This window comes from Tepidanaerobacter sp. EBM-38, assembly GCA_001896545.1.
Classification (GTDB): Bacteria; Bacillota; Thermosediminibacteria; order Thermosediminibacterales; family Tepidanaerobacteraceae; genus Tepidanaerobacter.
The window spans coordinates 1-13,375 of record MPOT01000016.1 but is presented as its reverse complement, the minus strand read 5'-3'; the positions used below and the strand labels follow the sequence as shown (position 1 = coordinate 13,375).

11 protein-coding genes and 1 other annotated feature are annotated in these 13,375 nt (G+C 38.6%); of the genes, 2 read left to right on the top strand and 9 right to left on the bottom strand.

The genetic code is table 11. From position 1 onward, the window contains the following. Positions 1–2: 2 nt before the first annotated feature. The 3 genes from BUC45_RS00915 to BUC45_RS00905 all read right to left on the bottom strand — a co-directional run bounded on the left by BUC45_RS00915 (position 3) and on the right by BUC45_RS00905 (position 943). The gene (locus tag BUC45_RS00915) at positions 3–254 is read right to left on the bottom strand and encodes a hypothetical protein (protein WP_296969511.1); all 252 of its coding nucleotides are present in this window, start codon (positions 252–254) and stop codon (positions 3–5) included. An 18-nt stretch (positions 255–272) separates the two neighbouring features. Beyond that, entirely contained in the window at positions 273–596 is a 324-nt protein-coding gene (locus tag BUC45_RS00910) for an HTH domain-containing protein (protein WP_296969509.1), read from the bottom strand. Between the two features lie 161 nt (positions 597–757). After that, entirely contained in the window at positions 758–943 is a 186-nt protein-coding gene (locus BUC45_RS00905; RefSeq protein WP_296969507.1) for a hypothetical protein, read from the bottom strand. Positions 944–1,266: 323 nt separating this feature from the next. Between BUC45_RS00905 and BUC45_RS00900 the strand changes: the two genes are divergently transcribed. Then, positions 1,267–1,947 carry a hypothetical protein gene (locus BUC45_RS00900; RefSeq protein WP_296969504.1) on the top strand — a complete coding sequence of 227 codons (681 nt, stop codon included), beginning with the start codon at positions 1,267–1,269 and terminating at the stop codon, positions 1,945–1,947. Positions 1,948–2,120: 173 nt separating this feature from the next. On the opposite strand, the gene BUC45_RS00895 is transcribed toward BUC45_RS00900, so the two are convergent. Beyond that, positions 2,121–6,086: an S-layer homology domain-containing protein gene (locus tag BUC45_RS00895; protein WP_296969501.1), complete on the bottom strand. Its 3,966-nt coding sequence runs from the start codon at positions 6,084–6,086 to the stop codon at positions 2,121–2,123. A 371-nt stretch (positions 6,087–6,457) separates the two neighbouring features. Here BUC45_RS00895 and BUC45_RS00890 point away from each other — a divergent pair, with 371 nt between their 5' ends. Beyond that, positions 6,458–6,706 (top strand): hypothetical protein, encoded by a 249-nt coding sequence (locus BUC45_RS00890; protein WP_296969498.1) that lies wholly within the window; start codon positions 6,458–6,460, stop codon positions 6,704–6,706. Position 6,707: 1 nt separating this feature from the next. Here the strand turns inward: BUC45_RS00890 and BUC45_RS00885 are convergent, their stop codons facing one another. From BUC45_RS00885 to metG, 5 genes are all read right to left on the bottom strand, one after another. Continuing rightward, entirely contained in the window at positions 6,708–7,340 is a 633-nt protein-coding gene (locus BUC45_RS00885; protein ID WP_296969495.1) for a TetR/AcrR family transcriptional regulator, read from the bottom strand. Positions 7,341–7,469: 129 nt separating this feature from the next. Then, entirely contained in the window at positions 7,470–8,228 is a 759-nt protein-coding gene (locus BUC45_RS00880; protein ID WP_296969492.1) for a TatD family hydrolase, read from the bottom strand. A gap of 12 nt (positions 8,229–8,240) precedes the next feature. Beyond that, on the bottom strand, positions 8,241–8,813 hold the full coding sequence (locus tag BUC45_RS00875) for an indolepyruvate oxidoreductase subunit beta (RefSeq protein ID WP_296969491.1): 573 nt from the start codon (positions 8,811–8,813) through the stop codon (positions 8,241–8,243). Between the two features lies 1 nt (position 8,814). Next, a complete protein-coding gene (gene iorA / locus BUC45_RS00870; RefSeq protein ID WP_296969488.1) occupies positions 8,815–10,575 on the bottom strand; it encodes an indolepyruvate ferredoxin oxidoreductase subunit alpha in 1,761 nt (586 codons plus the stop codon). A gap of 257 nt (positions 10,576–10,832) precedes the next feature. After that, complete coding sequence (gene metG / locus BUC45_RS00865) at positions 10,833–12,812, bottom strand: methionine--tRNA ligase (protein ID WP_366749414.1); 1,980 nt, start codon at positions 12,810–12,812, stop codon at positions 10,833–10,835. A 124-nt stretch (positions 12,813–12,936) separates the two neighbouring features. Then, positions 12,937–13,204 (bottom strand) — a binding site (T-box leader). Positions 13,205–13,375 lie beyond the last annotated feature (171 nt).

The window sequence follows — 13,375 nt, the reverse complement described above, 5'->3', positions numbered from 1 at the left end:
CTTTATAGATGCTTTGCCTCTTTATAAAAAGCTTCATAGTCTTCTGGTTTAACTTCCACTAATTTTCTAGCACCATACTTTTCTAATAATGACTTAATTTCTACTACCTTCCCTTTACTCATTTTCTCTGTGAGTACAATGCTAATATCCTGGATTGTAACCTCATCTGTTTCTGTTTGATTATCAGCTAAGGCACGATATCCAGCTGCTAGTTTTTCTAATTCTTCTGCTAGTGCATAGTGTAAATCACTCATAGCTCCACCTACCCTCCTTTAACTTTTAAGAGCAAAATCTTTAAAGATGCTATTCATAACTTTAAGGTCATCCTCTGATAGGCCAATGCTTAATCTCTGTAGTAGTTCTACCTGTTCTGGCTTTAGATACTTCTTGTGTAAATAGTAGCCATCCATTACCCTGACCCCTCCACCATAACGACCTCGAATAGTTTCTATGGGGTGATTAAGCGATAGGATGTCGATATCATTTTTAATTGTTCTGACACTTACGCCAAACTCTGTAGCTAAATTTGCCATTGTATCTTGCCTTCTATGGCATAAAGTTTCTATGATTTCCATACGTCTTTCATTTGGCCCCATCGCTTTCTCACCCCCTTTCATTTGCTCTGTAACTAAAGAATAAATGTTAAATATGCAGGTCTATTTCATATTTAAAAAGTTTTTTAGAAAATAAAAAAAGAGCCCGATAACTACTTAATTAAAAGTAGCTATCAGGCTCTTAAGGTAGTTCATATGACTCCTTATCGTCTCTGTACAGCTTTCCCAGCTATTAATGAGAATTTGTTATTTGCTAAGTCAACTCTCCACACACTCTTACATACTCTACATTTTTCTCTTGTAAATCCATAGGCTCCTTCTTCCTTATCAAAGAGTCTTTTACCACAGTTAGGGCAATCGACTCTTTCTATCTTCCTTGCAGTTTCCATGGGACTCCTCCTTATCGTTTAGTTGATTTGACAATAGTCAATACCTCACTTCATTTTGACTATTGATTATACTCAATGGTTAGAGTAAAAAAATATATAGATATAGACATAGTTATAATACTACTACGCCTAATAGAATTCGACCTATTATAGCCAAATATATCTATATAACTTTTACTAATGTCTTTATTTAATAGTAACACAACTGTATAATAAATACAATACTTATTGTGAATTTAATTGAATATTGCTGTTGACTATTGTCAATACTAATTATATAATTGAATTATACACAATATATATGTTTAGGAAAGGTGAAATAAATGAGTAAAGAATCAGTTTTTAATAAAGAAGAATTTGCTAATCTACTTGATAGGGCAAAAGGTGATAGATCCATAAATCAATATGCCAGTGAAACAGATATAAGTGCAGCACATATCTCTAGATTTCTTAGACAGATGATAGATGCACCTCCTACTCCTGAAACTATTTCTAAGTTTGCAGAGAAAGCACATAATGGGATTACCTACAGGGATTTAATGATTGCAGCAGGTCATATTAGTGAAGATAATAAAGTTGAAGAAGATTCTCCTCAAAACAGAAGAAATGAAATTATAAGAATGGAGCAAGAAATTTTCCAGATAATTATAGGGAACTTAATGAATAGCGATTTCCGATGGAGCATGGAAAAGCCTGAAGGTAGGATGCAGTTTCCTGACATGATAATCAATTTAGAAGATGACTATTATAAAAGATGGTATTTTGAATTTAAGGCTATGAGAGGAAACTTTATGCCCATCTCTATAATCTATAACTTTTATGGTAGACTTCTTACTTTTGGATTAACTGCTACAGATAAATTTACTTTAGTAGTAAATGATGAAAGGACTTTCAATTTTATGCTTGAAAGACCACCAATAAATCTAAGAGCTAACCTGTTTGTGATGCTGGTTGATTTGGAAAATAGAAGAATAATCAGAGAAGAGAAAATAAGCGAATATTAGGATTATGCTAACTAAGGCATAGTCCTTTTTCTTTGCAATAAAAAAAGAACCCCACAAGTATTTCTACCTGTGAGGTCCTTCTTTATCTGATTCGCCAGTTTCCACAAAAGTCGGGTGGTACCCGGTACCTTTGCGAGGGGGAGAGCTTCTCCCCTGAGCTTGCTTAGTTTTGATTAGTTAGCTGCTGCTACTGTTACAGTTATATTTCTTGTTGCTGTCTTAGCATTAGCTCCCTCAGCATTATCTGCTACTTTAACTTCTAGAGTTAAGATAACTTCTGTAGCTTTATCGGATGGAGTAACTTTACCATCAACAGCATTTATTATTGCTGGTAAGCTTGAAGCTTTTATTGAAGTTGTAACAGTTTTTCCTTCATATGTTAATTCTTTAGCTTTGATGTCTGCTGCTATAGCATTTAAGTCTATTTCTTTACCGTCAGCTTTATTTACTACTGTTAATCCTTTAGCTAATTCTTTAGCTATATCTTCGTTAGTTGGTTCTTTAGGTGCTACAGTTACTTCAAAATCTTTTGTTTCACTATATCCACCTTTAGAAATTGTTACTGTTAAAGTAACTTTCTTTCCTGCTTCACCATATGCAGGTCTTTTTGTATCAACAACAGTTGCTTCTGCTGTACCAGCATCTGCTCCTACTGTTACTACATCTGCATTTGATTTCCATTCAACTTTAACTCCGCTAGTTCCATCAGCTACTGCTGGTGCTAATGTTACTTTTGTTTTAACGGCATCTAATTTTTCACCTGCAACTGCTGCAACTTTTGCAGTCTTCATAGCGTTTTGAACAGCTGTAACATCATCTGCATGTGGTTTAACTACAACAGCGATATCTTTACTAATTGTTTCGCCGTTAACTTTTATTTCTATTCTTAGAGTATAGTTTGTTCCTACATCTAAGTCTTTAGCATTAATCTTTGTTCCAGGTATTATTGTTACTTCGCTTCCCTTAAGGATTAGTAATTCTGTTGCATTTGTATCTGTTTCTACTAATTCTGATGTTGTATTGTTAAATAATTTAGCTGTTGCTTCAGTAGCTTTGATAACTGAATCTGCATCACTTGCACTCTTATATTTTACTGAGAATGCTAATTTTGCTGTAGCATCTCCTGCATTAGCTGCAGTTAATTCTATTTTGTCAGTAACAGTTGCACCGTTATTAATATAAGTTACCGTTCCAGTTTCACCATTTCCATTTCCATCTGTATCATCAACTTCGCCAATCTTCTTTAGAGCTGCAGTTTTCTCACTACCAATAAGTCTTTCGATTACTCTTACGTTGGTACCATTTTCTACTACCATGAGTACTACATCATCTTTTGTGAGGTTTGAAGTGCTCTTCTTGTTATCTTCTTCGTAGACTACAGTCTTGTTAGAGATATTGAACATCTTATCAGTGAATTTTTGGTTGTCGCCTTCTCTAACTGCCGTTGAAAGGGTTAAGCTATCGGATTTTCTGCTGTCAATCTTACCATATAGGATGCTGAAACCGTCTGTCGTCTCACCATTGTTACCGGGTTGTATGATTTCCAGCTTGCCATTTGATTTGACTTTAGCAACAAATGGCTTTTCTTTTGCTAGATATTCATCTAGTTTATCAGCATTGTCTACGATTCTTGACTCTATCTTATCCTCGCCGTATGCAACATAGTCAATGTAGGTGTCTCCACCCTTATACCATTTCTTAATTGCATAGATAGCAATCTCATCATTTGCCGCAGAACCAGATGCATCTCCCACGAAGACTACGGCTTTAGCATTTACAGTTTTTGTGTCATCACTGAAGACATAGAAGTAGGAATCGATACCATTCGCCTTAGCAAGCTCTGACCAGCTGCCTTTAGCAAAATCTTCTTCGTTGAGATCTGCATAATGTTTATCACTATCTACTTCAAGTGAAACAACACCATCTTTAGTACCTTTTGCAAACTTATACTTTTCTGCATCAATTATTGTTACGTTATTATCAACAGAGAAGGTCATTGTTTCGCCAAGAGCATCAAGTTCTTTTATACCAAGACCACCAAAATTATTTTTTCCATCTGTTTTGAATTTGACTTCTCTATCATCGTTTGCAACTAGTTTAGCCTTTGGCAAGTAGTCACTGCCGAAATCATCTTTAGCTTCGATCTTCCAGAGGTATTCCGGTGGCATTACATAAAGCTTGTCTTCGGCTATTTCGCCATCTTTATTGAGTTTGAATTTAATTACATGGCCTTCTTTAAGTTCGTCACCGAGGAGTTTATCAGTTTTTTGTCCATATTTGTTTAATACCAGCGGGTTCTTTACATTATCTTCTTCTTCTACTCTGTAGATAAAGTCATCATCTTCACCGTCATCAGCGATGGTAAACACTTTGATTCTATCTTTATCTGCATAGACTCTCTTTACGATACCATATTTATAGCCGGATGCAGCTTCAGCAGCAGTTACAAAGTATGCAATGCGACCTACTGCATCAGTATAAGCGATAACTTCTTCTTCGTCAGCATCATCCATATCGCTTATCATTTCATTATTCTCAAAACACTTAATTTCGTCACCATCGTCAATGCTGTAGTAAGCATCGAAAACCTTCTTGCCATCGGCACCAGTGAAGTGAGTTACATTTCTTTCCACATTGCCGACTTTAACCTTGTTGTCCTGAACTCTTTCGAGTTTACCTTCGATAATGTTATCTTTTACGACTCTAACTACTGCGTAGTCGTCGCCGTCATATGACTGTTTCTGTGCATATACTAGGTTGCCCTTTTCGATATCCTCTACATCGAGTTCGTAGCCTTCGAGGTCGAGAACGATGACACCATCATAGTTGCCATCTTTGGTAAGATCAAGTTCGAACTCGTCGTTATCAGCACTGATACCTTTGAGCATACCATTTTTGTTTTCAAAGACTACCATCCATGGGTATGCTTCACCCATATCCATGATTTCTGCATAGATGATCTTGCGGTTTTTGATAACAAACTTACCTACATGACCGGCAAAATCTGTTACGCTGTAATCATCTAATGAAATCTTTCCATCTTTTTGTGCATTCTTATATTTGTCGCCGTCGAGGACATATATAAATGCATCTTCGTCAAACTCAAAGTCATCATCTGCTTTGGCAAGATCCAAAGCTACGATGTTATCGCCTTTGGTTATGGCTTTCTTTACATAGTCAAAGTATACTTTGTCACTGTTCTTTTTCTCAAGATATATTACCTCATCATCATCATTGAGGTAAACATTGACTTCCTCACCTAAGACAAGCTCAGGATTTACATCATTTATAAAGTCATAGACTTTCTCTTCACTGTCTTTTGACTTTTTCTCAGAAGGTACAGCGAGTCTTACCTCATCTTCTTTAAGTCCATCGTCAATTCTCTTGTTGGCAAGAACTCTTACATCTTCTAATTTCTTGATGTTCAGCTTATCTTCGAGAAGCGTAACATCTCTTTCTTCATATTTTGTCGCACCGGCAGTATATTCGACTACTTTTACTACCTTGGCATCGAGGGTGTTGTTGACCATGATGGCCACATCGCCTCTGTTTGCAAAGCCATAAGCATCTGTAAACTTGACTTTTTTGGTGATTTCCTTTTCACCGGCTTTGGCAAGGTAGTTGGCTGGCCACTGACCAGAAAGGAACTCATCTTTATATCCGAGAGCTCTTACAAGCATTGTTATAGCTTCAGCATAGCTGACCTGATTTGCAGGTTTAAAGGTTCCATCTGGATATCCTTTAATTAAGCCCTGGCCGGCTGCAATTCCTATGTAGCCTGCAGACCATCTTGTTGCTTCGACATCTTTAAAATGTGTAAAACCTAATCCTGCTTTTACAGCAGTATCCATCTTTAAAGATGTAACAAGAATCTTGGCAAATTCTTCTCTTGTAACCATATCGTCTGGATGATATTTGCCATCTTCTTTACCGTGAATGATCTTAAATGCTGCAAGCCTCAGCACTGCCTCTTTAGCATCTTTGTCTTCAATGTCAGATACCAATTTTTTGACATCGACATTAATTTCGTCTTCAGCTGCATAAGCAGTCTGCGGTATGCTTGTGCTTACTAATCCTGCTACAAATGTGAAAACTAGCAGGACAGCAAACATTTTGTTCATGAGCTTAGTTTTTGACATTCATCTTCCTCCTTTTTATTTTTAGTGAAGTTTTATTATTTGGTATTGCAGTCTATTATTGGATAAGTAACTTCACCTCCTAATAATTCTTTGATTTTTCCTTCGTTATTTTTAGAAGGTTTTGGAGTTTTGCAATTGATTGCTCACATATAAAGTATATGAATGCTTGGAAGTTTTGTCAATACATTACACCCATTTGTAATGATATTGTAATATATACACCCCGTTATTTACGCTGCTTTAAATGGCTTGTCAGTTTTTATGTGTATCATTACTATCACTACTTTATTTTTTTAAGAATTATGTTATAATGATGATGGTCAAAGTGAGTAGTCAATTAGAATTTTGGCTAAGACTTGGGGGTCTTAATTGTGGAGTCAGAATTTTTAGAAGAGCAATATCATTCTGTGGAAAGGGCATTAAAAGTATGTTTAAAGAAGGCACAAAAAGGGGGCAGTAAAAAAACCCACAATCACGATTCTTTATCTGCCATGCTGACACTTTCGTATATGGGATTTTTGGCTAAAGCCTTTAATGATAATACGATAAGTAATATTGAGCAAAATGAAAATAAAATCGATGCACTGGTAGATTCTGTTTTTAGCAGTTTTGTGGACTAGTTTATTTGTTTCCCATATCTTTTATTCCATAGACTAATATTCTTAAGACTAATATTCTTATTGTATCTGAAACTACTTTTTCTTGTTCTTCATATTTCTTAGAATTTTTAAATGTATGCACAAGTGTTAAGCCTAGAAAAATTGCCATCAAATTTTCTGCAATCGTCCGTGGAGGTATTTTAGAATCTGGCATAATCTCACTAATAATATCCGTGGTAAATTCTATAATGCGGTTTAGTACATCATTATAGAATTTTTCTTTTAAATCTTTATGAAATTGGACTTCATAAACTAGGATTTTTATTAAGTCTTGATTATTCACAATAAATCTATAGTGACGCTTTAATAAGCTTTTTATGGCTTCTTGAGGTTCTAATCCGCTTTCAATTTGTTCTACAAAGTCAAACAAGGTTTGTTCGGAAAGGATGTTTAGCATGTGGATTAGAATCTCTTTCTTTGTCTTAAAATAGCGAAAAATCGTCCCTTCCGACACCTTGGCTTTTTTTGCTATTTCTTTTGTCGTGGAGCCTTCAAAGCCTTTTTTTGAAAAGACTTGAATCGCAGCCTCTAATATCTGGTTTTTTCGCTTCTCAGACAGTTCCTCACTTATTACTGGTTTTCTACTTTTAGCCAATCCTTATTTTCTCCAATCTACGTAATTAACAATTTCTATTATAATATATTCCATCTATTGACATAAGTCAATTAATTGTATTTTTCTTCCTATACAAGGATTGTTTGAAATCCTAGTTATAAATTCTCGTTAAAGCAGGTCAAACAATTTATTAAAGTTAGAATAAGTAGCCTCTCTTACTTCTTCAACGGATATTTCGCGAAGCTGCGCCATTTGTCCGGCAATGATTGGAATACGTGTAGGAGCATTGCGCTTGCCTCTGTAGGGTTCAGGCGAAAGATATGGACAATCGGTTTCAAGGAGAATCCTGTCCAGTGGGAGCTTTGAAGCTACTTCCTTGGGCTTTTTGGCGTTTTTAAATGTTATAACTCCGCCGAAAGAAAAATAAAATCCCAGTTGGATAAATTCCTGTGCCATTTCAAGACTGCCTGAATAGCAGTGCATCAAGCCTTTGGCAGGTAGAGTTTTTTTAAGTATTTCGGCGGTATCTTTATGTGCCTCCCGATTATGAACTACTATTGGAAGATTTAAGCTTTTTGCAAGCTCTATCTGCTCCTCAAAAACTCTTTGCTGTATATTGTGCTCGGAAATATCGTAATAATAGTCAAGCCCAATTTCACCTATGCCGATTACCTTGGGATTGCCTGCAAGTTCTTCAAGTTCGTTTATATAGTTTTGTTCAACTTTTTGGGCTTCATGAGGGTGAACCCCGACACAGGCATATATAAAGTCATATTCTTGTGCAAGTTTCACGGAAAATCGGCTGGAGGCTATATCCGAGCCGGCATTTACAACTATTATGCCGGCTTCTTTAATCTTTGCAAGAACTTCCTGTCTGTCACCGTCAAAGGCCTCATCATCTAAATGTGCATGTACATCTACAAACATTTTTTCACCCCATTAAGCCTCGTTTATTCCTGCATTAAATGCCTTGATATTTAATTCGTGAAATCTTTCGGGCAGGTAATCTTTTATTATGCTTATCCAGTCTAAATCTAAAAGCCCCAATCTTTTTACCGCTGCTCCAAGCAGCACCATATTCTGAACCTTTATGTTGCCAATATTATTCGCAATTTCAGATGCTTTTATGACTACAGTGTTGGGAACGGTTGATTTGAGCATCTCTAAAGCCTGTTTTGGATATTTTTCATTTCCGGTCAAAACCGGCAGTGAATAGATTTCATAGTCGTTTACTATGAGGGTTCCGTCAGGTTTTAGGTAATTCAAATATCTTATTGCCTCAATTTTTTCAAAAGACAATAACACATCAGCCTCTCCTGAGCTTATAATTGGTGAGTAGACCTTTTCTCCAAATCTTATCTGGGTATTGACGCTACCGCCTCTCTGGGCCATGCCGTGAATCTCCGACATTTTCACGTCAAATCCTAGCTGCAGCAGACCTTCGGCAAGGATTTTTGAAGTTAAGATAGTGCCTTGACCACCAACACCTACTAATATAAGGCTTTTTGTCATCTTACTCACCCGTCCTTTCAATGGCATCAAATCTGCAGACCTGCATGCAAAGGGTGCACCCGTTACAAGAAGCCTGATCTATCACCATTATGCCATCTTTAAATGCAATGGCGGGACATCCTATTTTAAGGCACATCTTGCATTGTGTGCATTTATCCGTATCTATGCTGCATTTGAGATTTGCTCTGTTTTTCTGAACTTCTTTTAGCAGCGCACAGGACCTCTTGGCTATGATAACAAAGGGCTCAGTAGCTTCATAGGCCTTCTGAAGTGCTTCCTGTGTTTCTAAAAGGTTGTAAGGATCTACTACTTTGATATTCTCGTCCTTCACCCCAACAGCTTTGGCAATCTGTTGTATGTCAATTATCGGTGCGGCCTCACCGCTGAGAGTCTTGCCTGTACCCGGGTTTTGCTGATGGCCGGTCATGGCAGTTATGCGATTATCCAAGATTATTATAGCTAATTTACTTTTATTATAAACGGCATCCACAAGGCCGGTAATCCCTGAGTGGAAAAAAGTGGAATCTCCCATGCATCCAAAGACTTTCTGATTTTTGCCTGCCTGTTGGAAAGCCTTCTCAAAGCCAATACCTGCCGATATTCCGGCTCCCATGCAGATTACGGTATTTGTTACATCAAGTGGCGGCATTACAGATAGGCTGTAGCACCCGATGTCCCCTGTCACTACAACATCTTTGTATTTCTTCAGAGCATAAAATATGCCTCTGTGCGGGCATCCTGCGCAAAGCACCGGCGGGCGTGTGGGTATTGGTATGTCTAGAGCGTATACTGTTCTTGATTTTTCCGGTTTGAGAGCTTTCTCAATGATTTCCGGATTTAGTTCACCACATATGGGAAAGATATCTTTTCCAATGCAATTTAGACCTAAAGATTTTACATAGGTTTCCAGGTAAGGTTCGTTTTCCTCTATGATATATAATGTTTCCACACCTTCCGCAAATTCCCGAATAAGCCTTTCAGGCAGTGGAAAACTAAGGCCTATCTTTAAATAAGATGCATCATTTCCCATAACTTCTCGGGCATGTTGGTAGGAAATGCCGCTGGTTATAATACCGATTTTGCGGCTGCCCCATTCAATGCGGTTTAAAGGAGTTTCATCGGCGTAATCTCTAAGTTGTGCAAGTTTTTCTTCTACTATATGGTGTCTAATCTTTCCAAAGGCCGGTATCATGCAGTATTTTTTTACATCTTTTTTATATTCTTTCACACCTACATCTTGCCTAGTGCCGATATTCACTACCGATTTGCTGTGGCAAATGCGGGTGGTTACCCTGAGCAACACAGGCATATCATATTTTTCACTCATTTCGAATGCTGCTTTTGTATAGTCCAAACATTCCTGACTGTCCGAAGGCTCTAGCATGGCTACTTTAGCATGCATAGCATAGTAGCGGTTGTCCTGTTCGTTTTGTGAGCTGTGAAGCCCCGGATCATCCGCAGTTACAACTACCATACCTCCGTTAACTCCCGTGTAGGCCAAGGTAAACAGCGGATCTGCAGCTACATTTAAGCCGACATGTTTCATGGCGGCCAAAGCTCTAGCCCCTGCAATAGACGCACCGCCGGCAACTTCAACGGCAACTTTTTCATTTACAGACCATTGTGAATATATCTGCTTGTATTCGGCAATATTTTCTAAGATTTCAGTGCTGGGTGTGCCGGGATAGGCGGCCGCCACCTCACATCCTGCTTCATAGGCTCCCCTAGCGATAGCTTCATTGCCTGTCATTATCTTTTTCAATGGCTCTCCTCCCTTACTATAAAAACAAATTTAAGCCTGCTGTAAAAGCAGCTCTTCGACTGCCTGTAAGGCAGCGACTCTGTTGTATGAAATTATCGATTATATACACAAGTTTTCCACATATTATTCACATTTCCACAAGTTATTCACAGTTATTGTGGATAAGTGTATGAAACTGTGGATAAATCAAGGCTGAGTCTGATTTTTTATTTTTAGAATCCGCATTGATTGAAAATTTGTGGGGTGGTGTAGCAGAATTATTTTACTTTTGCTCCGGAGTCGATGTTTCGGTCTACGGTAATGAGTGTCAGGTTTTGTTCGTTGGATGCGGCCAGCAGCATGCCTTGTGATTCGATGCCGCGGAGTTTGGCAGGTTTTAAATTGGCTACTACTACTATTTTTTTGCCCACCAGTTCCTCCGGTGTATAATGTTTTGCAATACCCGCTACTATCTGGCGCTTTTCCTCTCCGATTTTTATCTGCAGTTTCAAGAGCTTATCAGCTCCCTTTACCTTTTCTGCTTCCAAAACTTCGGCGATGCGAAGCTCAATTTTTGCAAAGTCTTCAATAGATATAGTGTTTGCACCTTCTTCTTTTTTATCTGCTTCGACTTCTTGTTTTTTGGGCTGCTCATTCTTTTGATTTTGCTGGGGAATTGCATCCTCCTCCTTGCTTTCTTCAATCCTCGGGAAGATAATTTCCTTTCGCAAAACTTTAATGCCTGACGGGAGTTTGCCCCACTCTTTTACACTTTCCCATGTATAAAGACTGCTTTCTGTTATGCCGAGCTGGTCGAAAATTTTTGTTGAGATATTTGGCATAATGGGCAAAATGTGGACAGCGACCACTCGCAAAGCCTCTGCCAGATTATACAAGACTGTGCTAAGTCTGTCCTTCTTGCTGGGGTCTTTAGCTAAACTCCATGGTACGGTTTCATCAATATATTTATTGGCTCTGCCTATAAGTTTCCAGATTTCTCTAATTGCTGCATTTAGCTGCATGCTGTTTACGAGGGTTTCCTGAGTATGTGGTAATTTTTCCGCCATGTCTATGAGTTCATCATCAGGGCTTTCTGAAATTCCCGGAGCCGGTATAACCCCGTTGCAAAACTTTTCAATCATGGTTACCGTTCGAGAAAGTAAGTTGCCTAAATCATTTGCAAGATCTGTGTTGTATCTTGCGATAAGATTGGCTTCACCTACAGACGCATCTTGGCCGTAGGGTATATCGCTCAAAAGATAATATCTTACAACATCAGGCCCGTATTTTTCCGCAAGGGCAAAGGGGTTTACTACATTGCCTAAGGTTTTAGACATCTTTCGACCGTCAGGACCCATGAGGAATCCGCCTACATTAAGGTTTTTATAAATCGGAATACCTGCAGCTTTAAGCATGGTAGGCCAAAATATGGCATGGGGTTTGATGATGTCTTTACCTACAAGGTGTGACGCATGCTCCCAGTAGTGCTTATATTTTTCTCCATCGGGATATCCTAATGCAGATACATAATTTATCAATGCATCAAACCAAACATATGTGACATGGTTGTCATCCCATGGCAGGGGTATGCCCCAAGATACACGCTCACGGGGCCTTGATATGGATAAATCCCCTATCGGCTCTGAGAGGATGGAAAGAACCTCGTTTCGGTAGCCTTCGGGACGGATGAAATCCGGATGTGCTTTAATATAGTCCCTTAGCCATTCTCGGTATTTTTCCATGCGGAAAAAATAATTGCCTTCACGCCGCTTTTCGGGAACCATACCGTGGTCCGGGCAGCAGCCGTCCACCAGTTCCTTTTCGGTGAGAAATCGTTCGCAGCCTACACAGTAAAAGCCTTCGTATTCTCCATAGTATATATCTCCTGCATCATACACCTTTTGCAGGATGTATTGGACAACTTTTTTATGTCTTGGCTCGGTTGTCCGGATGAAATCATCATATTCGATGCAGAGCTTTTCCCATGCTTCTTTAAATCGGGTACTGACGCGGTCTACAAAGACCTGAGGCTCTTCTCCCGCTTTTTGGGCTGCCTGTGCAATCTTCTCTCCGTGTTCATCTGTGCCGGTCAAAAAATAGGAATCATATCCGGCAAGGCGATGCCACCTATTTAGAAAGTCCGCTATAACAGTGGTATAAGCATGGCCGATATGGGGTTCGGCATTAACATAATAGATTGGGGTTGTAACATAAAAAGTTTTTTTGCTCAAGTTTTTCGTCCTCCTTCTGAAATTCATTATGAAAAAATTGCCATATTGAGCTCTTGAGCTATATATAAGCTACTTGCCTAGAATTTTTTGATGGCTCTACTTAATTTGTTTTAATTTGTTTTAAAAAACCAAAAACCCCCGCCCCCAATATAAAAGGGGCGAGGGACTCTCGCGGTACCACCCAAATTCGCCTAATAAAGGCCTTTGCCAGGTGCGGGAAAATTTTCACCAAATATAAAACGGTTTAAATAAATCTTCCGATACCTGAAGGATTTTAACGGTCCTTTCCCGTGACTGCCTACCTATCGGCAGTCAGACTCAGGGGCCATCTTCAGCAAGGTCTTTAGCACCGGCTTTCACCTGCCCCGGCTCTCTTTAGGCCTATCTCTCTTGCCTACTCTTCCCTTCATAGTCTTTGATTTGGCTAATTACTTGGATTAATCAAATTTATATCACATTAGGGCAAGAAAGTCAAGGAGGCATGATCATGCGCAGTGCTGACGCATGAAATTTCTTAAAAAAATCTCAAAGGTATGGAATTTGGTTTTCCCACATTTCTTGATATTCTTTCCATGGACTTTCAGTAATAT

Bases quoted from the DNA above. Each gene is read 5' to 3' on its own strand.
- BUC45_RS00895 (WP_296969501.1), bottom strand. From the start codon at position 6,086: ATGTCAAAAACTAAGCTCATGAACAAAATGTTTGCTGTCCTGCTAGTT.
- BUC45_RS00915 (WP_296969511.1), bottom strand. From the start codon at position 254: ATGAGTGATTTACACTATGCACTAGCAGAAGAATTAGAAAAACTAGCA.
- BUC45_RS00905 (WP_296969507.1), bottom strand. From the start codon at position 943: ATGGAAACTGCAAGGAAGATAGAAAGAGTCGATTGCCCTAACTGTGGT.
- BUC45_RS00880 (WP_296969492.1), bottom strand. From the start codon at position 8,228: ATGTTTGTAGATGTACATGCACATTTAGATGATGAGGCCTTTGACGGT.
- BUC45_RS00900 (WP_296969504.1), top strand. From the start codon at position 1,267: ATGAGTAAAGAATCAGTTTTTAATAAAGAAGAATTTGCTAATCTACTT.
- BUC45_RS00875 (WP_296969491.1), bottom strand. From the start codon at position 8,813: ATGACAAAAAGCCTTATATTAGTAGGTGTTGGTGGTCAAGGCACTATC.
- metG (WP_366749414.1), bottom strand. From the start codon at position 12,812: ATGAATTTCAGAAGGAGGACGAAAAACTTGAGCAAAAAAACTTTTTAT.
- BUC45_RS00910 (WP_296969509.1), bottom strand. From the start codon at position 596: ATGGGGCCAAATGAAAGACGTATGGAAATCATAGAAACTTTATGCCAT.